Below are 23,840 nucleotides of genomic sequence, written 5' to 3'. Positions count from 1 at the left end.
TAGAGTTGGCCGGGTGAACAGGACAGATCGCACATGAGTGACGCGGGAGACGAGTCCGGCGACCGACAGGACGGCCACGACATCACTTTTGACGACCTCGACATCGCGCCAGAGGTCCGGCAAGCCATTTCCGATGTCGGTTACGAAACCCCGTCTCCGATTCAGGCCGCGACGATTCCTCCGCTCATGGCGGGTCGAGACGTTGTGGGGCTGGCGCAGACCGGCACCGGCAAGACGGCTGCGTTCGCGGTCCCGATCCTCTCGCGCCTCGATGCCTGCGCGCGCCACCCGCAGGCGTTGGTCCTCGCGCCGACCCGTGAGCTGGCCTTACAGGTCGCCGAGGCGTTCGGTCGCTATTCTTCCCATCTGCCCGGCATCCGGGTCCTACCGATCTACGGCGGCCAGAGTTATGGCGTGCAGCTCGCCGGACTCCGGCGCGGCGCCCATGTCATCGTCGGCACGCCCGGGCGGGTGATCGATCACCTGGACAAGGGCACCCTCGACATTTCCAAGCTCGACCATCTCGTCCTGGATGAGGCGGACGAGATGCTCACCATGGGATTCGCCGAGGACGTCGAACGGATTCTCGCCGAGACGCCCGAGAGCAAGCAGGTCGCCTTGTTCTCGGCCACCATGCCCAGCGCCATCCGCCGCCTGGCCCAGCGGTATCTGCACGATCCGCAGGAGATCACGGTCAAATCGAAGACCGCGACCGCACAGAACATCACCCAGCGCTATATCCAGGTGTCCCACCAGCGCAAACTCGACGCGTTGACCCGATTCCTCGAGGTCGAGACGTTCGACGCCATGATCGTGTTCGTGCGTACCAAATCCGGTACCGAGGAACTCGCCGAACGACTCCGTTCCCGTGGATTCTCCGCGGTGGCCATCAACGGCGACATGGCGCAGGCGCAGCGCGAGCGCACCATCAACCAGCTCAAGAGCGGCGGCATCGACATCCTCGTGGCCACCGATGTGGCCGCCCGTGGTCTCGACGTCGACCGCATCTCGCATGTCGTCAACTTCGACATCCCGCACGACACGGAGTCCTATGTCCATCGCATCGGCAGGACCGGGCGGGCCGGGCGGTCGGGCAACGCGCTGCTGTTCGTCTCTCCACGCGAACGGCACCTTTTGCGGTCCATCGAACGTGCGAACCGGACGACGCTGACCGAGATCGGGCTGCCCAGCGCCGAGGACGTCAACGCGCAGCGCGTCGCGAAGTTCGCCGATTCCATCACGGCGAACCTCGGCTCCGATCACCTGGACATGTTCCGCCAACTGGTCGAGAACTACGCCCGCGACAAGGACGTCGCAATGGCCGACATCGCCGCCGCGCTTGCCCTCGAAACCCGGGACGGGGGCTTCCTCATGGCCCCGGACCCACCGGAGGGAGAGCGGGCCGAACGTCGGGAGCGCGCACCGCGGCGGTCGGGTGGCGGCCAATTCGCGACCTATCGGATCGCCGTGGGTCGCAAACACAAGGTCTCGCCGGGTGCGATCGTCGGCGCCATCGCCAATGAGGGCGGGCTGACTCGGGGAGACTTCGGCAACATCAGCATCCGTGATGACTTCTCGCTGGTCGAACTACCGGAGAACCTGGACAACGAGACCCTGTCGTCGCTTCGGAACACCAAGATCGGGCGGACCCCGATCGACATCAAACGCGACTACGGGCCGCCGCGCACACGGGGTGGCGCCAAGCGCGGGCAAGGCCAGCGCGGCGGGTCCACCGGCCGCGATGGGCATGGCAAGCGCTCGGACGGTTGGGGCAAGCGCGGCACCCAACGCGTCGCCGGCCGAGGCAGAAGCTGAGTACTTCCTCGGAGTTCGATGAGACTTGCGAAACCCGTGGTACGAAACTTGCCGGATCGAGATAATTCCGTAACCTTTTGTGGTGGGGGATCAACCTGACGATCGGTTCGCGGGCCCGTGGGTCCGCCCCTCCGGCGTTCGACAAAACGTCGACGTCAGACCTCGGATTCGACAACGCGATGACAACAGGAACGGTGAGTCACCAGTGTCAGTGGTGAATAGGATTACAGCAGCCGATGCACGAGCCCACTGCGAGCAGGAACACGCAGTCCTCGTCGATGCCCGCCCGCAGGTGATGCGCCATCAGGGAAGCATTCCCGGCGCCTTCGTGGTGGACCCGACGGACGTACGCGATCGGTTCATGCCCACGCCGTCGGGAACGTTCCCGGTCGTGCGCGATCCCGACACCGAGATCGCAGTTGTGTCGGTGAGCTCGCAGGCTCCCGTCATCGCCGAGGAGATCGCCGGTCTCGGCTACACGAATGTGCGTTACGTCGACGGCGGATATCGAGCCATCAACACCGAGTACCGACGGTAAGTCGAGTCTCGCGGAGCGGCCCGGGTTGGTAGCGTTCTGCACATATCCACGCCAGTGAATCCAGCCGACGACGCCGGGATGGGCGTACGAGGAGGGATCGAACAGCGATGGCCGAGGAGACCGACACCCAGCTGGACGATCAGGTCGTCCGGCTGCTCGGTTTTCTCCGAGAACTCGTACGGTCGCGCTCGGAGACTGTCAGCGATGTCGAGCAGCATCCGGGCGTCGAGTGGGTCGGCAAGGCGACGTCGATGCCATTCCGTGCGTCGGCGGTGGCCGGCCAGACGGTGATCGAGATCGCCGCCGACGCCGAGGCCCGGCCGGCGGTCGCACGGATGCTCGATGAGCTGCGCGACAATCCGGAGTCCCTCGAACTGGTGCTGGCCAACGCCCTGGTCACCGTCGCCGATGCCGAGGACGACGCCGACATCCGGGTGCGCGATCACCTCATCACCCAGCAGGTGGTAGCCGATCGCGACGATGCGACCGGATCGATCAGGATCGACCTGAGTGCCGGTGCCACGCCGATGGTGCACGACGCGTTCCTCCTGGCGGCCATCGAGGGAATCGACGTCTCCGGTGCGCTGAAGGCGCGTGGCAAACTCACCGAACTCGCCAGCCCGGTCGCCGGCCGCGTCGGGGACCTCATCGATGCATGGCTGGAACAGGTGACCGTCGACGCCGACGTGGTCTCCGTGTGGCTGGAGATGCGGCCGGCGCTGGTGTTGCGCCGACGCGGGGTCACCGCGGCGCTCGACTTCTACGACGCGATCCTGGCCGGGTTGCGCGAGTCGCCCGGACAGGTGCCCATCGGTCTGGCCCAGCTGGTCTCGCCTATCGAGGCGCCCGAGCGCGTGGCCGCGCTCGCCGCAACGGGTGCTCTGCCGCCGGACGAGTTGGTCCACGACGCGCTCTATCCGCTACCGGCCAACGTGGAACAGCGCGACGTGCTCGCCCAACTGGGCGTGGACAGCGGTGTGGTGGTGGAGGGCCCACCCGGTACCGGCAAGACGCACACGATCGCCAACCTCACCGCGGCGTTGCTGGCCAAGGGGCAGCGTGTGCTGGTGACCAGTGAGAAGGCCCAGGCGTTGCATGTCCTGCGCGACATGTTGCCCGCGGAACTGCGGGACCTGACCGTGTCGATCGCGGACGTGGGCCAGGACGATTTCGGCGCGACCGTGTCCAGTGTCGAGGCGATCGCGGAACGGAAGTCGCGCCACCAGCCGCGTGTCGTGGCCGCCGAGATCACCGATTTGCTCGACAAACGCGAGCAGGCGGTGCGTAAACGCGAACGCGTGCTGCGCGAACTGTGGACCGCACGGGAGTCGGAGACCGAGGTCCATGAGTGGGTGGCGGGGGACTACCGCGGCACCGCCGCAGAGGTGGTGCGCCAGGTCAAGGCCGACGAGGCGCGATATGGGTGGCTGCCCGGGCCCCTCGACGGCGCCACCCCACCGCTGGACGGCCAGGAATTCGATCGGTTGGTCGGGCTGCTGAACGCGCCAGTCGGTGCGGAATCCCGACTGGGTCAACGACTTCCGGAACTCGCCGGCTACCTTCCGGCTCCCGCGGACCTCGACCGCATCTGCGCCCGCATCGCGCAACGACCCAGCGAACCCATGATCGGCAGCGGATCGATGCTGTCGATCCTGTCCGGCGTGGACAGCCCGCGCCTGGTGCGGATCAAGGAGGTGTGCGAACGCCTCGCGATCGCCTCCGCCGAGGTCGCGAGCTTCCCACCCATGCAGGTGGACATGGCCGACCGTCTGCTCGACGGGCAGGCCGCGCACCTGTGGTCCCGGGTGATCGGCCTGTCGAGGGTCATCGCCGACGCGGCCGATCGGGATCGGGCCATCGGCGCCCACGTCGTCGTCGTCGAGGGGGCCCGCCCCGGCGACGATGCGATGTTCGCCGCCGCGGCCGACCATCTGGCGCAGGGCGGCCGATGGCGAGGCCGAGTTCTGCGTTCACCGCAACAACGTGCGGTTGAGGAGTCCGGGGTCCGCGCGAGTGTCGACGGACGTGAACCGACCGACGAACAATCCCTGCGGCTGGTGGCCGATCACCTCGCGGTTCTCGACGCCGTCGCCAAGGTCCAACGCGTGCTGGCGGATCTTCATGTGCCGATCGACAATTCGGGTTCGCGGTCCGCGCAGCTGAACTCATTGGTCCGGCTGGACAATCAGCTCGCCTGGATATCCGAACTGATGACCGGTCGTGATCAGCTGGTCCACGAACTCGAGGCGATCAGTCCGGGTGGGCCACGACCACGCAGTGTGGCGGCTGTCGCCGACGTCGCCCTGCAGGCGGGCGCCATCGCCGCGACCAATGATGCGGTGCTGGCCGAACACGAACTCGCCGAGTGTGCCTATCGTCTGTCCGCGGAGATCGATCAGGGGCCGTCTCCGGAGGGCGATGACCTTCTCTCCGCACTGGCCAGTGCCGACGCCGCAGCGATCAGATCGGCCCGTCGCGGCTGGAATGCGGCGCGCGATGAGCTGCAGGCCCAGACAGCGCTCGACCTGCTGACATTGCGGTTGCGCAGCAAGGCGCCGGAGTTCTTCGCGTTGTTGAGCTCCACCGCCGACGATCCGGTATGGCACGTGCGGCTGCCGGAGGTGACGGCGGCGTGGTCCTGGCGGCGCGCCCAGGCATGGGTGCAGGACCGCAGCGATCCCACGCTGGAATCGCGTCTGGCCGCCGAACTCGACGAGCACGAGGCCGACATCGCCCAGCTCACGGTCCGACTCACGGCGGCCCACGCCTGGCAGGCCTGCCTGCAGCGGATGACCGTCGCCGAGGTCCAGGCGCTGCAGTCGTATCGGGATCACATGATCAACCTGGGCAAGGGCTCGGGCAAGCACGCCAATCGTTTCCGAACCGCGGCGCGGGCCGCGATGGAGCAGGCTCAGGGTGCGGTGCCGGCGTGGATCATGTCGATCAATCAGGTTGCCGAGACGGTGAACCCGCGCCGCGATGCCTTCGACGTGGTGATCGTCGACGAGGCGAGTCAGGCCGACATCACGAGTTCCTACCTGCTCTGGTTGGCCCCGCGGGTCATCGTGGTGGGTGACGACCGTCAGTGCGCACCCAACAACCTGTCGGGAACCACCCTCGACGATGCGTTCGCCAAACTGGACAGCCATCTCCCGGATCTGCCGAATTACCTGCGCGACAGTCTGACCCCGCGATCGAGCCTGTTCTCGTTGTTGCGCAGTCGGTTCGGGCACCTGATCAGGCTGCGCGAGCACTTCCGGTCGATGCCCGAGATCATCGAGTTCTCATCTCGCCAGTTCTACTCGGGGGCACCCTTGATCCCGGTGCGCCAGTTCGGTGCCGACCGGTTACCCCCGGTGCGGTCGCTGTGGGTGCCCGACGGTGACGCATCGGGCCAGGGTGCGTCCCTGGTGAACGAGGCGGAGGCGGCCGCTGTCACGCAGGCACTGACCGGCTGCCTGGCCGATCCGGCCTATGACGGTCTGGACTTCGGTGTGATCGCCCTGCAGGGCACCAGGCAGGTCGACGAGATCACCCGGCAATTGCGTGCGGTCCTCAGCGACGAGGACTGGCGGGAGCGGCGAATCCGGGTCGGGACACCCCCGGATTTCCAGGGCGACGAACGCCATGTCGTGTTCTTGTCCATGGTTGTGTCCGATCCGTCCGCCATCGCCCCATTGACTCGTGCCGAATCGCAGCGCCGGATCAATGTCGCGGCGTCGAGGGCGATGGATCAGATGTGGTTGGTGCACTCGATCGGGCTCGATCAACTCAAGGTCACCGACCTGCGTCGGTCGCTGCTGGGGTTCGTGGAGTCCAACCAGGGGCCGACGATGCCTCCGATGCCCGCCGAGGTGTCGAACACCGAACGGCAACAACCGTTCTCGAGTCTCTTCGAGCAGCAAGTGTTCAATCGTCTGGTTGATCGGGGCTACTACGTGGTGCCGGCGATGACCGTCAACAACCGGGTCATCGACCTCGTCGTGACCGGATCGGATGCGCGGATGGCCGTCGAGTGCGATGGCGACGCCTTCCGCACCACCGGCGAACAGGCCCGCTCGGACATGGAGCGGGAACGCGAACTGCGCCGGTGTGGGTGGGAGTTCTGGCGGGTGCGGGAGTCGGAGTTCGAACTCGACCCGGACCGCGCGCTCGAGGGCCTCTGGGAGGCGCTCGACCGTCGCGGCGTGAAGCCGGGGTTCGGTGAGCGGCCCGACATCGGAGTCGGCGCCCGCGCCCGGATGGACGCCGATCGATCTCACCGCGGGGGAGTGACGTCCGGCGTCGGGCGCTCAGCCGGCCCGGACGGCGTCCACCAGTGCCGGTAGTCCGACGGCGGCCGAGGTTCGGATGCTGTGGGTGGCCTGGTGGCTCAGAGCCGACGGCTCCGGATTGAACTCGATGACCTCGATGCCCCGCTCGAGTGCTCGTTCGGGCAGGGAGGCGGCGGGGTAGACCACCCCGCTGGTGCCCACGACGATGATCACGTCGCCGAGCGCGAAGGCGTTCTCGGCGTTCGACCAGGCATCGGCGCGCAGGCCTTCGCCGAACCAGACGACACCCGGACGCACCGGCGACAGGCAGAACGGGCACGCAGGCGGCTCGACCCGGAGTTCATGAACCGCAACGTCGGGGTCGGCGTCGATGCCCTCGTACGGGCGCTCACAGTAGCTGCAGCGCGGTGCGAACAGGCTGCCGTGCAGGTGGCTGACGACCGTGCTGCCGGCTCGCTCGTGCAGATCGTCGACGTTCTGGGTCACCACCATCACCCCGCGCTCGCCGTCGAGGTCCGCCAACGCCCGATGACCCGGATTGGGCTCGGCCTGCCGGACGGTGCGGGCCCGCCATTGATACCAACCCCAGACCAGAGCCGGGTCCGCGGCCCAGGCGGCCGGGGTTGCCAGTTCGGCCGGATCGAACCGGGCCCACAGGCCGCTCTCGGCGTCTCGAAAGGTCGCGATGCCGCTCTCCGCCGACATCCCGGCACCGGTGAAGACCGTCACGACGTCGGCGCGCCGCACCGCGTCGACCGCGTCTGCGGGCAGCGCGATCGGTCCGCGCTCGTCGGGGCCGGTCATCGGCGGTCGGCCCGCAGCGCTGCACGCAGGATCTCGGCCGTCTCGTCGGGGTTCGGGTCCCTTCGGACGACCAGTCCCTTGGCGAAGCTGAGTTTGTCGCCGTCGTGGCGGGGCACCACATGCAGATGCGTGTGGAACACGCTCTGGAATGCCGCCCGGCCGTCATTGACGACCAGGTTGACCCCGTCGGCGTGCAATGCGCTCGACTTCATCGCCGCCGCGATGCGTTGGCCGGCGGCGAACAGGCGGCCGCCGAGGTCGGGTGCGAGGTCGGCGAGACCCGATGAGTGCTCGCGCGGCACCACGAGGGTGTGGCCGCGGGTCACCGGGCGGATGTCGAGGAACGCGACAACCTCGTCGTCGGCGTAAACAGTCCGGGACGGCGACGTCTGATTCACGATGTCGCAGAAGACGCAGGATGACATGACCACAGAGGGTACTTTTCGCGCACCTTCGAGGGGCGCCGGCGGGGGTCGCCATGCCGTGTCACCTGGAGTGGAACAGGTCACATAACGATTTGGTAACGGCGGTTTCGGACGGTCGGATCCCCCGATCGAGCGCTCGGACACCGGCCCCTAGCAGGACCGACGGCAGGCACTCGTCGAGCCCGCTCGGTGAACACCTGTACTACTCACGGGGTTACCCGTCGGTATACCCGCGGGTACGGTTTGAACATGAGGAAACCCTCATTTTCGTGTGTCATCATTGGGACACGTTCACGCCGACGGTGACTCATAGTCGAGTCTCGCGTGCCGCCAAAACCACTGTGCGGCAGGTGTGTTCATCCAGTGTGCCATCGCGCGTCGCACTGGAGGAGTCCAGGACCCTCAACGACCACAATCCAGCGGCATCGACCTGCCCGCACTGCTGCCGCCGATGACAAGAACCGCCTACCCGCGACACCGCCCCCGCCCCCCGGTGTCGAGACCAGAGGAGAACCCGTGACCGTCGACCAATTCCGCTCAGGAGCACAGGGCGCCGCACATGCGAACCGCCCCACCACGACACTGATCGACCGTCTCGCCGACGGCGAACCGTACGCCATCAGCTTCGGTGGTCAGGGTTCACCGTGGCTGCCCACCCTGGCCGAGCTGGTCGTCGACGCAGATCTCGAGCACCGGATCGCCAACATCGTCGCGGCCGCAGAGCGCATCATCGATCCCGTCGTCGACCAGCTGACCATCGCGGTCGCCGACGGCTTCCACCCCCTCACCTGGGTGCGGGCACTCGACGCCGAGGAGCCGGTGCCCGGTGACACCGAACTTGCCGACTTCACCCTGTCCGGCCCGGGCGTGCTGCTGACCCAGCTCGCGGCGATCGAGGCGCTGAAGAAGCAGGGCCTCGACACGACCGCCATCGCGCCGACCGCGGTCATCGGACACTCCCAGGGTTCGATCGCGACCCACGCGATCGGTGTCGACGGACACGCCGCGGAGACGGGGCAGGGGTCCCTGCTGGCGATCGCCCAGCTGATCGGTGCCGCGGGCACGCTGATCGCCCGCCGGCGTGGCCTGACCACCAGCACCGACGGCAGCCCGATGCTCGCCGTCAGCGGAGTGTCCACCGAGCGGATCAACGACATCCTGGTCGAGTACCGGGCCGGCCTGAGCGATGCCGAACTCGCCACCGCACCCGTCGTGGCCATCCAGAACGGCCGCCGATCGGTGGCGCTCTCCGGCGCGCCGCGTCACCTCGCCGCCTTCGCCGCCCTCTGCGAGCGCATCGCCGAGTCGGAGGCCGATGAGCGCAAGCGCAAGGTCACCGGTGGCGCACCGTTCGCGCCGAAGTTCGACTACCTCAACGTCAGCGTCGCCTTCCACCACCCGACGATGGCCGAGGCCGTCGACCTCGTCGGCGAGTGGGCGGACCTGTGCGGCATCGATCGTGAGACCGCCGTCCACCATGCCAACGCACTGCTGGTCGACCAGGTCGACTGGGTGAACACCGTCGACGAGGTCGTGGAGGCCGGCGCCAAGTGGATTCTCGACTTCGGCCCCGGTGACCTGGCCACCCGTCTGACCTCGCCGCTCGTGCGCGGTCAGGGTGTCGGACTGGTCCCGGCGGCACTGCGTGTCGGCCAGCGGAACCTCTTCAGTCCCGGCGGGATCCCGGAGGTCGCCCGGCCGTGGACACAGTTCGCACCGCAGCTCATCGAGCTGCCGGGCGGACGCAAGGCCATCGACACCGCCTTCACCCGTCTCACCGGGCGTTCCCCGATGCTGCTGGCCGGCATGACGCCGACCACGGTCGATCCGGCGATCGTCGCGGCCGCCGCCAACGCCGGCCACTGGGCCGAGCTCGCCGGTGGTGGTCAGGTCACCGAGCAGATCTTCGCCGACAACGTCGCAAAGCTCACCGAGCTGCTCGATGACGGTCGTCAGGCCCAGTTCAATGCGTTGTTCCTCGATCCCTACCTGTGGAAGCTGCAGCTGGGCGGCAAGCGGCTCGTACAGAAGGCGCGCGCACAGGGCGCGCCGATCGACGGTGTCGTCGTGTCGGCGGGCATCCCCGAACTCGAGGACGCGGTCGCCCTCGTCGACGAGTTCGTCGAGGCAGGTCTGCGTTTCGTCGCCTTCAAACCGGGCACCGTCGAGCAGATCCGCGCGGTGGTGCGCATCGCCGCGGAGGTCCCGCATCACCCGGTCATCGTGCAGATCGAGGGCGGCCGCGCGGGTGGCCACCATTCGTGGGAGGACCTCGACGACCTGTTGCTGGCCACCTACGGTGAGCTGCGCGCCCGCGACAATGTCGTGATCTGCGTCGGCGGCGGCATCGGAACGCCGCAGCGCGCCAGCGAATACCTCACCGGCGCATGGTCGTCGGCGTACGGATACCCGTCGATGCCGCTGGACGGCATCCTCGTCGGCACCGCCGCGATGGCCACCAAAGAGGCCACCACCGCACCCGAGGTCAAGCAGCTCCTGGTCGACACCGTCGGCTGCGACGACTGGATCGGTGCGGGATACGCCACCGCAGGCATGGCCTCCGGCCGCAGCCAGCTGGGTGCCGACATCCACGAGATCGACAACACCGCGTCACAGTGTGGTCGCCTGCTCGACGAGGTCGCCGGTGACGGCGATGCCGTCGCCGAGCGCCGTGACGAGATCATCGCCGCGATGGCGGGCACCGCCAAGCCGTACTTCGGTGACGTCGCCGACATGACCTACCGCGCGTGGCTGGACCGCTACGCCACCCTCGCGGTCGGCGATGGCGATCACGACCAGCTCCCGTGGGCCGACATCACCTGGCAGCAGCGATTCGTCGACATGCTGCAGCGCACCGAGGCACGCATGAGCCCGGTCGATTCGGGTGAGATCCCCACCATGTTCGGCCAACTCGGCTCGACCGACGATCCGCATGCCGCGATCGATGCCATCGGCAGCGTCTACCCGCAGATCGAGACCGACATCCTGCACCCCGCGGATGTCGCGTTCTTCATGGAGCTCTGCCGCACGCCCGGCAAGCCGGTCAACTTCGTCCCGGTCATCGACAAGGACGTCCGGCGCTGGTGGCGCAGTGACTCCCTCTGGCAGGCCCACGACGCCCGCTATCCCGCCGACGCGGTATGCGTCATCCCGGGGCCGGTCGCCGTTTCCGGCATCACCGAGGTCGACGAGCCCGTCGGCGACCTCCTCGACCGTTTCGAGGCGCAGGTCGTCACCGATCTCGAGGGCGCCGGCAGCGAGGCGCTGACCGTCGACACCCGCAAGCGTGCGGGACTGGTCGACGGTGACGGAACCATCGTCGCCGTCCTGGAGGCCGACGACGTGGACTGGGTCGGCCGGATGGTCCCCAGCCCGATCGCGTTGCTCGGCGACGTCGACCGCTGGGAACTGGTCGATCCCGATCGCGCCGAGCACGAGCCCACCGGCTCGGTCCTCGAGCGGGTCGCGCAGGATCGCTACGACCTGACCACCCCGATCTCCGGGGCATCGGTGCGTATCCCGTTGCACGTGGACAACACTCTGCTCGACGGCGGTAACCCGCGTGTCGGCATCGACGAGGCGTCCGCGGCGATGACCGAGATCCTCACCGTGGCCGCCGGCGGCACCCTCGCCGGGGTCACCGACGGAGTCGCCGTCACCACCGTCGCGTGGAATCCCGACGACGTCGCCGACCACGCCGCGGTCACGGGCTACACGATGCCCGCCAACCTGCGTCCGACCACGCCGACCGAGCCGTTCGGCTTCGCGGTGCCCGACACCCTGGTCGGCGCCTGCTGGCCGAGCGTGTTCAGCGTGATCGGTGCGGCACGCACCGAGGCCGGCCTGCCGGTCGTGGAAGGTCTGCTCGACCTCGTCCACCTCGACCACGCGGTGGAGCTGGTCGGCGACATCCCCGCCACCGCGGCGGAACTGACCGTCACCGCCCGCAGCGGCGCGGTCCACGACACCGAGGTCGGTCGCGTCGTCGAGGTGAGCGTCGAGGTCTCCGGCACCGCCGGTCCGATCGCGACCCTGCAGGAGCGGTTCGCCATCCGTGGGCGTCTCGGCTCGGCCGAACTCACCGACCCGGCGCGCGCCGGTGGCGCCGCCGATGGTGAGCAGTCGGCAACCCGCAAACTGCTGCGGCAGGCCACCATCACCGCACCGAGCCGGATGACCGGCTTCGCCGCCGTCTCGGGCGATCGCAACCCGATCCACACCGACGCCTCCGCTGCCCGGCTCGCCGGACTCGGCGACCCGATCGTGCACGGTATGTGGCTCTCCGCCGCGGCACAGCAGGTCGTGACCGCGACGGACAGCAAGCATCCGATCCCGTCGCCCCGCCCGCTGCTGGGTTGGACCGCCCGGTATCTGGGTATGGTTCGCCTGAGTGACGCCATCACGATCCGGGTCGACCGCGTCGGCCTGGATGCCGGCCGGGAGGTCGTCGAGGTCAGTGCCAAGGTCGGCGACAACCTCGTCATGAGTGCGACCGGTCTGCTGGCCGCACCGCGCACCGTCTATGCGTTCCCGGGTCAGGGCATCCAGAGCAAGGGCATGGGGCTTGACGCACGGTCGCGGTCCAAGGCTGCCCGCGCCATCTGGGACCGTGCCGACAAGCACACCCGGGCCGCGCTGGGCTTCTCCATCCTGGCCGTCGTCCGCGACAACCCGACCACTCTGGTCGCCAACGGCACCACCTACAACCATCCGGATGGTGTCCTCTATCTGACTCAGTTCACCCAGGTCGCCATGGCGACCCTCGGTGTTGCGCAGATCGCTGAGCTCAAGGAGTCGGGCGGCTTCGTCGAAGGTGCCATCACCTGCGGGCACTCGGTCGGCGAGTACAACGCGCTGGCCGCATGCGCCGGCGTCCTCCCGCTGGAGGCAGTGCTCGAGGTCGTCTTCCAGCGCGGTGAGGCCATGCACCATCTCGTTCCGCGAGATGAGCTGGGCCGCAGCGACTATCGGATGGCTGCCATCCGGCCGAGTCAGTTCGGTCTGGCCGACGCCGACGTCACCGGCTTCGTCGCCGAGGTCGGTGCCGCGTGCAACGAGTTCCTGGAGGTCGTGAACCTCAACCTGCTCGGATCGCAGTACGCGATCGCCGGCACGGTCCGCGGACTCGAGCACCTCGAGGACGAGATCGAGCGCCGTCGCCTGGAGTTCGGCGGCAAGAAGTCCTTCATCCTGGTGCCCGGTATCGACGTCCCGTTCCACTCGACCGTGCTGCGTGAAGGGGTGCCGGAGTTCCGGTCGAAGCTCGAGGGTCTGCTGCCCGAGCACATCGATCCGGCGATCCTGGTCGGGCATTACATCCCGAACCTGGTCCCGCGCCTGTTCACCCTGGACCGGTCGTTCATCGAGGAGATCGCCGCGTTGGTCCCCTCGGATCCGCTCGACGCCGTACTGGCCGACTGGGATTCGTGGGCTGCCAAGCCCGGAGCGCTCGTCCGCGTCGTGCTGATCGAACTGCTCGCGTGGCAGTTCGCCAGCCCGGTCCGCTGGATCGAGACCCAGGAACTGCTGTTCGCCGGTGCCGAGCGTGACGGTCTGGGCACGCAGCGGTTCGTCGAGATCGGACTCAAGGGCGCTCCGACGCTCGCCGGTCTGGCCTCGAACACGCTGAAGCTCGACGACTATGCGTCGGCGACCACGGAGGTCGTCAACGTGGAGCGCGACTCCGATGTCATCCTCGCCAAGGACTCCGGACCGGAGCCCGAGGACGAGGCCGGCGAGGCGCCCGCAGCCGAGGCTGCGGCACCCGAGCAGGCGTCGGCAGCTGCTGCGCCTGCGGCCGCTCCGGCTCCGGCTCCGGCCGCGGCGGGACCGCGTCCCGACGACATCTCCTTCGGTCCGGCGGATGCCGTGAAGTCCGTGATCGCGCTGTGGACGAAGATGCGCACGGATCAGATCGGCTCGGCCGACACGATCGAGGCGCTGTGCGACGGCGTGTCGTCGCGTCGCAACCAGCTGCTGCTCGACATCGGTGGCGAGCTGGGACTCGGTGCGATCGACGGTGCAGCCGAGGCCGACATGAATGCGCTGTCCTCGACGGTGCAGACCCTGGCCCGCGGCTACCGCCCGCTCGGTCCGGTGCTCACCGACGCCGTCGGTGATCAGGTCCGCAAGGTGCTCGGTCCGGTCGGGAAGCGTCAGTCCTACATCACCGATCGCGTCACCAACGTCTGGCAGCTGGGTCCCGGCTGGGGTCTGCACACCACCGTTGCGCTCGCACTGGGCACCCGCGAGGGCGCCAGCGTCCGCGGCGAGGACCTCGGCAACCTGCTCGACGGTGCGCTGGCCAACGCCGATGCGCTCGATGCACTCATCGACCGCGCGGTGACCTCGGTGGGCGCGGCCCGCGGGGTCTCGGTCGCCAAGCCGGCTGCCGAAGGTGGCGGCGGTGCAACGGTCGACGCCGCAGCGTTGGGCGAGTTCACCGAGCAGATCACCGGGCGTTCCGGGGCACTGGCCTCGGCGGCCTACACCGTGCTGGAGAAGCTCGGCCTCGCCGACGTCGCCGATGCGGGCGAGATCGTCGAGGACCCGAATGCGCTTGTCGCCGAGCGGGTCAGCGCCGAGCTGGGCTCCGATTGGGCCCGCACGGTCGCGCCGGCCTTCGACACCGCCAAGGTGGTGCTGGTGGATGACCGCTGGGCCACCAGCCGTGAGGACCTGGTCCGTATCTGGCTGACCGACGAGCACGAGCTCGACAGTGACTTCGATGGTGTGGTCAACCGGTTCGCCGGCGCGGGTCACACCGTGGCGCAGCACGCGACCTGGTGGCAGGGTAAGTCGCTGGCCTCCGGAAACCCCGTGCACGCTCGGACCTTCGAGGCCATCGCGCAGGCGGCCGAAGAGCCCGGAACAGGACAGTGGGCGAGCGAGATCGCGGTTGTCACCGGTGCCGGCAAGGGATCCATCGCGTCGGGCGTCATCGGCGGACTGCTCGCCGGTGGTGCGACCGTGATCGCGACGACCTCCCGCCTGGACAGCGACAAGCTGGCGTTCTACAAGAAGCTCTACCGCGAGAACGCACGGTTCGATGCGGCGTTGTGGGTGGCCCCGGCCAACATGGCGTCCTACACCGACGTCGACGATCTGGTGGAGTGGATCGGCGCCGAGCAGACCGAGAACCTCGGTGGCACGACGTCGGTGATCAAGCCGGCGATGAAGCCGACCCTGCTCTTCCCGTTCGCGGCACCGCGGGTCGCCGGTGATCTCACCGACGCCGGCAGCCGGGCGGAACTGGAGATGAAGGTTCTGCTCTGGTCGGTCGAGCGGATGATCGCCGGACTCGCCGAGATCCACGCAGATCACGACATCGCTGCCCGTGTCCACGTGGTGCTGCCCGGTTCCCCGAACCGCGGCATGTTCGGTGGGGACGGCGCCTATGGCGAGAGCAAGGCGGCGCTCGATGCGCTGGTCACGCGCTGGGCCGTGGAGGATTCCTGGAACCAGAAGACGACCATCGCGCATGCGCTGATCGGCTGGGTCCGGGGCACGGGCCTGATGGGTCACAACGACGGCATGGTCGACGCTGTCGAGGCTGCCGGTGTTCGCACCTGGAGCACCGACGAGATGGCCGCCAACCTCCTGGGGCTGTGCGCTCCGGAACAACGGGCCCAGGCCCGGACCGAGGCGATCGTCGCCGACTTCACCGGCGGTCTCGACCCGTCGCTGGATCTCAAGGCGATGGCCTCTGCCGCGGCCGAGGCCGCAACCGACGAGTCCGAGGAGTCGGCGGAGGCCACCCCGACCGTGGCGGCGCTCCCGGCGCCCGCCCGCGCACCGCAGGGCATGAGCCCGCAATGGCCGTCGATCGATGCTCGCCCGGAGGACCTGGTGGTCATCGTCGGTGCCGGAGAGCTCGGGCCGTACGGTTCATCGCGCACTCGCCTGGAGATGGAGGTCGACGAGAAGCTGTCGGCCGCAGGCGTTGTGGAACTGGCCTGGAACACGGGCCTGATCCACTGGGACACCGCTCCGAAGCCCGGTTGGTACGACACCGAGTCGGGCGATCCGGTCCCGGAGAGTGAGATCGCCGAGCGTTATCACGACGAGGTCGTGTCGCGGTGCGGTATCCGCCGCTACGCCGACGAGGGGGCGATGGTCGACAACACCTCGCCGCTGCTCACCTCGGTGTTCCTCGACGAGGACCTCACCTTCACGGTGAGTTCCGAGGCCGAGGCCCGGGCGTTCGCCTCGGCGGCTCCGGAGAAGACCCGGATCGTGGAGAACGCGGAGACCGGCGACTGGCAGGTCACCCGCCTCGCGGGTACCGAGATCCGGGTGCCACGGCAGTTCTCGCTGTCGCGCACCGTCGGTGGTCAGATCCCGACCGGTTTCGACCCGACCCGCTGGGGTGTCACCCCCGACATGGCCGAGTCGATCGACCGGGTCGCGCTGTGGAACCTGGTGGCGACCGTCGATGCGTTCCTGTCGTCGGGCTTCACGCCGTCGGAACTGATGCGTTGGGTGCACCCCGGCCTGGTGGCCAACACCCAGGGCACCGGCATGGGCGGCATGACCTCGATGCGTGAGCTGTACATCAACACGCTGCTGGGTGAGTCCAAGGCCAACGACATCCTCCAGGAGGCCCTGCCGAACATCGTTGCCGCACACGTCGTCCAGTCCTATGTGGGCAGCTACGGCGCGATGATCCACCCGGTGGCGGCCTGCGCCACGGCCGCGGTCTCGGTCGAGGAGGGCGTCGACAAGATCCGGGTCGGCAAGGCACTGTTCGCGGTGGCCGGCGGCTTCGACGACCTCGGTATCGAAGGGATCGTCGGATTCGGTGACATGTCCGCGACCGCGGAGTCGGCCAAGATGTCGGCGCGCGGAATCGACGAGCGCCGGTTCTCCCGGGCCAACGACCGTCGACGTGGTGGGTTCGTCGAATCCGCCGGTGGCGGAACGATTCTGCTGGCCCGCGGTGACGTGGCCGCGCAGATGGGTCTGCCGGTACTCGGTGTCGTCGCCTGGGCACAGAGCTTCGGCGACGGCGTGCACACCTCGATCCCGGCCCCGGGGTTGGGTGCGCTGGGCGCCGCCCGCGGTGCGCAGTCCTCGCCGCTGGCCAATGCGCTCAACGCGCTGGGTGTCTCCGCCGACGACGTCGCGGTGATCTCCAAGCACGACACCTCCACGCGGGCCAACGATCCCAATGAGTCCGAGCTGCACGAGCGGCTGGCCTCGGCGATCGGCCGCGGTGACGGAGCGCCACTATTCGTGGTGAGCCAGAAGTCGCTGACCGGTCACGCCAAGGGCGGTGCGGCCGCCTTCCAGCTGATCGGCCTGTGCCAGCTGCTTCGCGACGGGGTGATCCCGCCGAACCGCAGCCTCGACTGTGTCGACGAGCAGATGCGCGATTATCCGCATCTGGTCTGGGCGCGCGAGACCCTGCACCTCGGTGAGCGTTTCCCGCTCAAGGCAGGTCTGCTGACCAGCCTCGGATTCGGTCACGTGTCCGGCCTGATCGCCGTGGTCCATCCGGAGGCCTTCGTGGCCACCCTGGACCCGGAGCAGGCACAGACCTACCGTCAGCAGTCGGCGGAGCGTGCACGCAAGGGCAATCACCGCCTGCTCGAGGCGATGTGCGGGGTGGAGCCGGCCTACCAGCGTCCGCCGAACCGTCGCTTCGACGCGGCCGTCGACGAGCATGATGCCGAAGCGGGCCTGCTCCTCGATCCGTCTGTCCGTCTGGCTGCCGAGGGCAGCTACGGCTACGCGGGCGAGGCGGTGTGACCGAGTCGGCTGTGGCGATGAGCGTTCTGGGCGTGGGCATCGACATCGTGTCGATCCCTGAGTTCGCCGAGCAGTTGCGCCAACCGGGCACGACGTTCGCCGACCGATTCACGGTTCGCGAACGTCGGGACGCCGCGGCGGGGACGGGAGACGAGGCCCGTCACCTCGCGGCCCGGTGGGCCGCCAAGGAGGCGGTGGTGAAAGCGTGGTCGGTGAGCCGATTCTCGCGATCGCCGTTGCTGCCGCTCATCCGACACAGCGACATCGAGGTCGTCACCGACAACTGGGGCCGCCCCGCGATCCGGCTCGCCGGAGAGATCGGGGAGTTGCTCGCCGCCACGCGTCTGCACATCTCGCTGACGCACGACGGCGACACCGCCGCCGCGGTCGCGATCCTCGAAGGCGTCTGATACCGAAGTTCCTCCGCTGCTTTCCCACTCGTCCGCTGATTGTTATGCGCGGACGAAAGGGAAAGTGGCGGAGGAACTCTCGTTTGGACGCGATACGCGTCAGGCGTCCTCGCCGGTGGTCTCCTCGAGGAGTAGGTAGCCGGCCAGCATCCGCTTGAGCTCGGAGACGGTCTGCTCGTGATCGTGACCGTCCTGCACCGAGAAGCTGAGCAGTGAGTAGGCGGTGTGCACCAGCACCTGCGACATCATCTCCCGCCGGGTCCGTTGGGTGGGGGTGAGCGGTGCGATGATGCGCGAGACCAGTTCGGCGAGCACGCGTTCGTTCTCCGATGCCGTCGCCCGGGTCGCGGGCGTGGACTGCACGGCCAGCCAGACCGCCCGCCGTGACGGGTCATCCCGCCACAGGGCGGCCAGGTGATCGAGGAATTTCTCCAGCAGGTGCGGCCACTCCAGCGAGGGGATCTCGGTCGAGAACCCGGCCAACTCCTCGCGTACGCCGACGGTGTCCTGCCGATCCAGCTCGCAGACGATCACATACTTGTTGGCGAAGTACTGGTACAGCGTGCCGATCGGGACATCGGCGCGCGAGGCGATCTCCTCGCACGTGAGGGATTCGAAGCCGACGTCGATCAGTAGGTCTCGCGCGGCCGACAGCATCGCAGAGAACTTCTTCTTGCTACGTTCCTGCGTCGGCCGCTTACGTGGCAGGAGTGGCTGGGTGATCGGTGCGGACATCGTCGTGGGTGCCGGCGACAGCGCTCACACCGAGAGATCGCGCCGCAGCTTCGCGACATGTCCGGTGGCACGCACGTTGTACTGCGCCACCTCGATCCTGCCCTCCTCGTCGACGAGGAATGTGGACCGGATCACCCCCGTGACGGTCTTTCCGTACATCTTCTTCTCGCCGAAGGCGCCCCACTCGGTGAGTACCTTCTTGTCCGGGTCGGACAGCAGTGGGAATGTCAGGCCCTCGTTCTCGATGAATTTCGCCAGTTTGGCCGGCTTGTCCGGAGATATCCCGACCACGTCGATGCCCGCATCTGCGAGGTCGGCGAGATTGTCGCGAAAATCACACGCCTGCTTGGTGCAGCCCGGCGTCGACGCGGCCGGGTAGAAGTAGACGACGACCTTGCGACCGGCGTAATCGGACAGGGAAACGTGCTTGTCCTGCGCGTCGGGAAGCGTGAACGCGGGTGCGGGGTCCCCGGCGGACAACCGCGTGGTTGCTGGCATACCGCCAGGCTAGTCGATCCGTGGAGCGGCGCGGATTCGCCCGTGTGCGGAATGTCGCAATTCTCGGTGCTCGCCGAACGCCGATATCGAACGCGAACGTGCTGCGTAGCGTGTCGAACGCCCCCGATGCCGTACCCTCGAAAGGTCGAGTGCGGGCACGCACCTGGGCGAACGAAGCCCTGGTGGAGCCGCCGCGACCCGAGACCGACGTCGAACAATTCTGGAGGAGCCACGTGGCCGGGGATACCGAACGTATCGAGCAGGACATCGCGCAGGCGCGTGAAGACCTGGCCAAGACCCTAGATTCGCTGGCCGAACGCACGAGCCCGCAGCGGCTCGCGGCAGACGCCAAGAGCAAGGCGATCGCAACGCTGAACAAGCCGGCGGTGAAGTTCGCACTGGTCGGCGTCGGTGGTCTCGTGGTGGTCTTGGTGGTCCGAAAGATCATGCAGTGACGGGCGCTCGCGGCGCATCGCCGCGGCGCGTACGCGGTGGTGCCGGATTCGCGGCGCTGATCGGCCTCACCGTCCTGACCCTCGCCGGGTGCTCGATGCCGGCGAGCTATCCGGACACGGTCACCGACGCCCAGAGCATCGATTCCCTGGCGCAGCCCACCATCTCGGTGGCGGGATGGCGCAACGCCCCGATGAACGACAAGGCGGTGGGCGTGATGCCCGGCGCCCCGATCACGGTGACCGCGCATGACGGCAACCTGTCCTCGGTGGTCGTCTCCGGCCCGGACGGGGCCGTCGCGGGCAAGACATCGCCGGATGGGTCGACGTGGGTGGCCTCGGACCCTCTCGACTTCGGTGCGGACTACACGCTGACCGCCGCGGCCAAGGGCGTCGATGGTGTCGGTGCGCGCAAGATCGCGTTCACCACCGCATCCGCCGACTCGCTCGCGGACGCCTCGACGGTCACCGCCGACGGCGAGACGGTGGGCATCGGTCAGCCCGTGGCGATCAACTTCGACACGCCGATCGCGAACAAGCGCAACGCGCAGAACGCGATCACGGTGACCACGGATCCGCCGGTCGAGGGCGCGTTCTACTGGCTCAACGACAGCATGGTGCGGTGGCGTCCAGAGCATTTCTGGAAGCCGGGGACCAAGGTGCATGTCGCGGTCAAGACCAAGGGCATCGACCTCGGTGACGGCGTGTACGGCGACAACAACCTCACATCGAACTTCTCGGTGGGGCGCAGCTTCGTCGCGGTCGCCGACGACAACACCAAGCAGATCACCGTGAAGGTCAACGGCAACGTCGTGAAGACCATGCCGACGTCGATGGGCAAGGACTCGACACCGACCAACAACGGGGTCTACATCGTCGCCGAACGCGAGCCCAGTGTGATCATGGACTCCTCGACGTATGGGGTGCCGGTCAACTCGCCGGAGGGTTACAAGGAGACGGTGTACGACGCGACCCGAATCTCGTTCAGCGGCATCTATGTCCACTCCGCGCCATGGTCTCTCGGCGATCAGGGCGTCGACGACGTGAGCAACGGGTGTCTGAACGTGAGTCCCGCCAACGCGGAATGGTTCCTCAACCATGCGTTGCGTGGCGACATCGTCATCGCGAAAAACACTGTCGGTCCGCCCCTTCCGGGCGACGACGGGCTCGGCGACTGGAACGTCCCGTGGTCGGTCTGGAAGAAGGGCAACGCCTGATCCCGCTCGGTGCGATAGGCCTCCTGAACAGGCGATTTCACTTCTGTCGCCGCGACATGTAAGGTTCCTTTTCGCACCGGCAAGCGCCATTAGCTCAATTGGCAGAGCAGCTGACTCTTAATCAGCGGGTTCGGGGTTCGAGTCCCTGATGGCGCACCACACGCACAAGACGCCCCGCGGCATGCGGGGCGTCTTTTGTGTCGGGTCGCGTCGGTGTTCCGTCGACCGACCGACTCGGACAAAGCGGTCGGGGTTTGTCTCGTACAATTGGGGCAAACCGCGCGTCCGGGAGGATTCCGTTGTCGTCGTCGACGTCGCGTGGTCTGCTCGTCACTGGTTTCTAGGTTGGAGGATCATGGGGATCGGTCGTACCCGGGTCGGGTCTCGTTCACCGCTCGCACTCATCGGCATTCTCGTCACGGTCATCGCTGTGGTGTCCGCGTGCTCGGAGGATCCCACCTACTCGTCGGATGTGCAGAGTTCGAACCTCTTCGACGACATGCTCAAGCCGGGGGTCACCGTCACCGAGATGGCCGATCGCCCGCTCGCCGACAAGGCCGTCGGAATCCAGCCGGGCGCACCGATCACGGTGTCGGCCCGCGAAGGAGCGATCACCGGTGTCCGGATCGACAAGTCCGACGGCTCCCCGATCGATGGGGTGCTCTCGGAGGACGGCACCACGTGGACCAGTGCCGAGCCTTTCGGATACAACCGCACGTACACCCTGCAGGCCGACGCCGTCGGCATCGGGGGCAAGACCACGAAACGGGTGTCGTTCACCACGCGTGCGCCGAACAACCTGACGCAGGCCTATCTGACGCCGTCGCCGGGAGAAACGGTGGGTGTCGGCCAACCGGTAGCGGTGAAATTCGACGAGCCGATCCCGAATCGCCAAGCGGCCCAGGATGCCATCCGGATCACGACCGATCCGCCGGTCCAGGGCGCCTTTTACTGGATCAGCGATTCCGAGGTGCGATGGCGTCCCGAACATTGGTGGAAGTCGGGCACCAAGGTCGACGTCGCGGTCAACACCTACGGCATCGATCTCGGTGACGGATTGTTCGGCCAGGAGAACGTGAAGACCAACTTCACGATCGGTCGATCGATGATCATCACCTCAGACGACAACACCAAGCAGGTGTCGTTCGTGCGTGACGGCAAGGTCATCCGCACGATGCCCACCTCGATGGGCAAGCCCGGCCACGAGACCGACAACGGCGTCTATCTGGTGGCCGACAAGCATGAGCACATCATCATGGACTCGTCGACCTACGGTGTTCCGATCAACGCCGCCGAGGGCTATCGCACGCCGGTCGATTACGCGACCCGGATGTCCTACAGCGGCATCTTCTTCCACTCCGCGCCCTGGTCGGTGTGGGCGCAGGGCAACACCAACACCAGCCATGGGTGCCTCAACCTGAGCCCCGACGACGCGCTCTGGGTCATGAACACCACGCTGCGCGGTGATCCGGTCATCGTGAAGAACACTGCGGGCGGAACCCTCTCGGGTGTCGACGGACTCGGCGACTGGAACGTCCCGTGGAGCCAGTGGTCCAAGGGCAACGCCGACGTCTGACGGTCGGAGACAAACTCTGCCATTGATCACTGTTACGATCGGCGATGACAATAACGCCGACCGTTAGGTGCACGCCATGGCCGACCGCTCCTCCTGGGAAACCGACGATCTCACTGCTCTGCGTGACCTCGCTCGCAGCTTCTGCGAGAAGGAGATCAAGCCGAACATCGAGAAGTTCATCGACCAGCACCATGTGGATCGCGAGCTCTGGAACAAGGCAGGTGACCTCGGTCTTCTCTGTATGTCGATCCCGGAGGAATACGGCGGCGGCGGTGGGACCTTCGCGCACGAGGCGATCCTGATCGAGGAGCAGGCCCGGGTCGCGGATTCGTCGTGGGGGGCGAGCCTGCACAACGGCATCGTCGCCCACTACCTCCTCGCCTACGGGTCGGAGGAACAGAAGAAGGCCTGGTTGCCGAGGATGGCGAGTGGGGAAGTGGTCGGGGCGATCGCGATGACCGAGCCGGGCACCGGATCGGATCTGCAGAACGTCAAGACCAAGGCCATCCGCGACGGCGACGAGTACGTCATCGACGGGTCGAAAACGTTCATCACGAACGGGGGCCAGGCCGACCTGGTCATCGTCGTCGCCAAAACCGACGTCGGCGAGGGTGCCAAGGGCATCTCGCTCATCCTGGTCGAGGCGGATCGCGAGGGCTTCCGCCGTGGCCGCGTGCTGGACAAGGTGGGTCAGCGCGGTCAGGACACCTCCGAACTGTTCTTCGACGGTGTTCGGGTGCCCGTGGCGAATCTGCTCGGAGAGCACGAGGGGCAGGGCTTCATCCAGCTGATGCAGCAGCTTCCGCAGGAACGACTGATCATCGCGGTCGCGTCGGTGGCCGGCATGGAGAGCGCGGTTGCTCAGACGATCGAATACACCAAGGACCGCACCGCCTTCGGCCGGCCCATCTTCGGTTTCCAGAACACGAAGTTCAAGCTGGCCGAGGCTGCCACGGAGACGCGGATCGCGCGGGTCTTCGTCGACGACTGCATCGCGAAACATCTCGTCGGCGAGCTCGACATCCCGACCGTGGCGATGGCGAAATGGTGGACCAGCGATCGAGCCATGGTGGTCGCCGACGAGTGTCTGCAGCTGTTCGGCGGCTACGGGTACATGAACGAGTACCCGATCGCGCGCATGTGGGCCGACAACCGCGTCCAGAAGATCTATGCCGGCACCAACGAGATCATGAAGGAGATCATCGCCCGGTCGCTGTAGGCATGTCCCGCACGGCGCCACGTGAAGTCGGCGCCGATCGCCGAGCGGCCGATTGACCCACACGCGGTCGTCGGCCGCGTTTTCGGTGCCCCGGGGTGATAGATTGCCACCTGATCCATGCCGGGAG

The 23,840-nt window shown here is 67.5% G+C and carries 12 protein-coding genes, 1 tRNA gene and 1 pseudogene; 10 read left to right on the top strand and 4 right to left on the bottom strand.

The genetic code is table 11. The annotated features are described in order from the left end of the window. Positions 1–33 precede the first annotated feature (33 nt). From AC4AMJ_RS13770 to AC4AMJ_RS13760, 3 genes and pseudogenes are all read left to right on the top strand, one after another. The gene (locus tag AC4AMJ_RS13770) at positions 34–1,815 is read left to right on the top strand and encodes a DEAD/DEAH box helicase (protein WP_489918299.1); all 1,782 of its coding nucleotides are present in this window, start codon (positions 34–36) and stop codon (positions 1,813–1,815) included. Between the two features lie 205 nt (positions 1,816–2,020). Then, on the top strand, positions 2,021–2,353 hold the full coding sequence (locus AC4AMJ_RS13765) for a rhodanese-like domain-containing protein (RefSeq protein ID WP_489900621.1): 333 nt from the start codon (positions 2,021–2,023) through the stop codon (positions 2,351–2,353). 107 nt (positions 2,354–2,460) lie between these two features. After that, positions 2,461–6,628, top strand: a pseudogene (locus AC4AMJ_RS13760) (AAA domain-containing protein). 17 nt (positions 6,629–6,645) lie between these two features. Here AC4AMJ_RS13760 and AC4AMJ_RS13755 read toward each other — a convergent pair. Together AC4AMJ_RS13755 and AC4AMJ_RS13750 are read right to left on the bottom strand one after the other, a co-directional pair. After that, a complete protein-coding gene (locus AC4AMJ_RS13755; RefSeq protein WP_489900624.1) occupies positions 6,646–7,431 on the bottom strand; it encodes an SIR2 family NAD-dependent protein deacylase in 786 nt (261 codons plus the stop codon). Continuing rightward, the gene (locus AC4AMJ_RS13750; protein ID WP_489900625.1) at positions 7,428–7,856 is read right to left on the bottom strand and encodes an HIT family protein; all 429 of its coding nucleotides are present in this window, start codon (positions 7,854–7,856) and stop codon (positions 7,428–7,430) included. The genes AC4AMJ_RS13755 and AC4AMJ_RS13750 overlap by 4 nt, the downstream gene beginning before the upstream one ends. A 516-nt stretch (positions 7,857–8,372) precedes the next feature. On the opposite strand from AC4AMJ_RS13750, the gene AC4AMJ_RS13745 reads away from it, so the two are divergent. After that, the gene (locus AC4AMJ_RS13745; protein ID WP_489918298.1) at positions 8,373–17,606 is read left to right on the top strand and encodes a fatty acid synthase subunit beta domain-containing protein; all 9,234 of its coding nucleotides are present in this window, start codon (positions 8,373–8,375) and stop codon (positions 17,604–17,606) included. A 17-nt stretch (positions 17,607–17,623) separates the two neighbouring features. Further along, positions 17,624–18,016 (top strand): holo-ACP synthase AcpS, encoded by a 393-nt coding sequence (gene acpS, locus AC4AMJ_RS13740; RefSeq protein ID WP_489900627.1) that lies wholly within the window; start codon positions 17,624–17,626, stop codon positions 18,014–18,016. Positions 18,017–18,115: 99 nt separating this feature from the next. Here acpS and AC4AMJ_RS13735 read toward each other — a convergent pair whose 3' ends face one another. Next, entirely contained in the window at positions 18,116–18,751 is a 636-nt protein-coding gene (locus AC4AMJ_RS13735) for a TetR/AcrR family transcriptional regulator (protein WP_489918297.1), read from the bottom strand. A gap of 24 nt (positions 18,752–18,775) precedes the next feature. Then, a complete protein-coding gene (gene bcp, locus AC4AMJ_RS13730; protein ID WP_489918296.1) occupies positions 18,776–19,249 on the bottom strand; it encodes a thioredoxin-dependent thiol peroxidase in 474 nt (157 codons plus the stop codon). Between the two features lie 233 nt (positions 19,250–19,482). Here bcp and AC4AMJ_RS13725 point away from each other — a divergent pair, with 233 nt between their 5' ends. From AC4AMJ_RS13725 to AC4AMJ_RS13705, 5 genes are all read left to right on the top strand, one after another. Then, on the top strand, positions 19,483–19,704 hold the full coding sequence (locus AC4AMJ_RS13725) for a DUF3618 domain-containing protein (RefSeq protein WP_489900828.1): 222 nt from the start codon (positions 19,483–19,485) through the stop codon (positions 19,702–19,704). A gap of 95 nt (positions 19,705–19,799) precedes the next feature. After that, a complete protein-coding gene (locus AC4AMJ_RS13720) occupies positions 19,800–20,918 on the top strand; it encodes a L,D-transpeptidase (RefSeq protein WP_489918427.1) in 1,119 nt (372 codons plus the stop codon). An 83-nt stretch (positions 20,919–21,001) separates the two neighbouring features. Then, positions 21,002–21,077: transfer RNA gene (locus AC4AMJ_RS13715), tRNA-Lys, on the top strand. Positions 21,078–21,273: 196 nt separating this feature from the next. After that, entirely contained in the window at positions 21,274–22,494 is a 1,221-nt protein-coding gene (locus AC4AMJ_RS13710; protein WP_489900631.1) for a L,D-transpeptidase, read from the top strand. Between the two features lie 76 nt (positions 22,495–22,570). Continuing rightward, positions 22,571–23,713 (top strand): acyl-CoA dehydrogenase family protein, encoded by a 1,143-nt coding sequence (locus AC4AMJ_RS13705; protein WP_489900632.1) that lies wholly within the window; start codon positions 22,571–22,573, stop codon positions 23,711–23,713. Positions 23,714–23,840: the final 127 nt, after the last annotated feature.

Source organism: Gordonia sp. LMA484 (assembly GCF_058129505.1).
Note: the sequence above shows the minus strand (reverse complement) of the source record. Positions and strands in the feature narration are given on the sequence as shown.

Excerpts from the sequence above, each read along its gene's own strand:
- AC4AMJ_RS13710 (WP_489900631.1), top strand. The coding sequence starts at position 21,274 with ATGGGGATCGGTCGTACCCGGGTCGGGTCTCGTTCACCGCTCGCACTC.
- bcp (WP_489918296.1), bottom strand. The coding sequence starts at position 19,249 with ATGCCAGCAACCACGCGGTTGTCCGCCGGGGACCCCGCACCCGCGTTC.
- AC4AMJ_RS13705 (WP_489900632.1), top strand. The coding sequence starts at position 22,571 with ATGGCCGACCGCTCCTCCTGGGAAACCGACGATCTCACTGCTCTGCGT.
- AC4AMJ_RS13750 (WP_489900625.1), bottom strand. The coding sequence starts at position 7,856 with ATGTCATCCTGCGTCTTCTGCGACATCGTGAATCAGACGTCGCCGTCC.
- acpS (WP_489900627.1), top strand. The coding sequence starts at position 17,624 with ATGAGCGTTCTGGGCGTGGGCATCGACATCGTGTCGATCCCTGAGTTC.
- AC4AMJ_RS13720 (WP_489918427.1), top strand. The coding sequence starts at position 19,800 with ATGCCGGCGAGCTATCCGGACACGGTCACCGACGCCCAGAGCATCGAT.
- AC4AMJ_RS13770 (WP_489918299.1), top strand. The coding sequence starts at position 34 with ATGAGTGACGCGGGAGACGAGTCCGGCGACCGACAGGACGGCCACGAC.
- AC4AMJ_RS13755 (WP_489900624.1), bottom strand. The coding sequence starts at position 7,431 with ATGACCGGCCCCGACGAGCGCGGACCGATCGCGCTGCCCGCAGACGCG.
- AC4AMJ_RS13735 (WP_489918297.1), bottom strand. The coding sequence starts at position 18,751 with ATGTCCGCACCGATCACCCAGCCACTCCTGCCACGTAAGCGGCCGACG.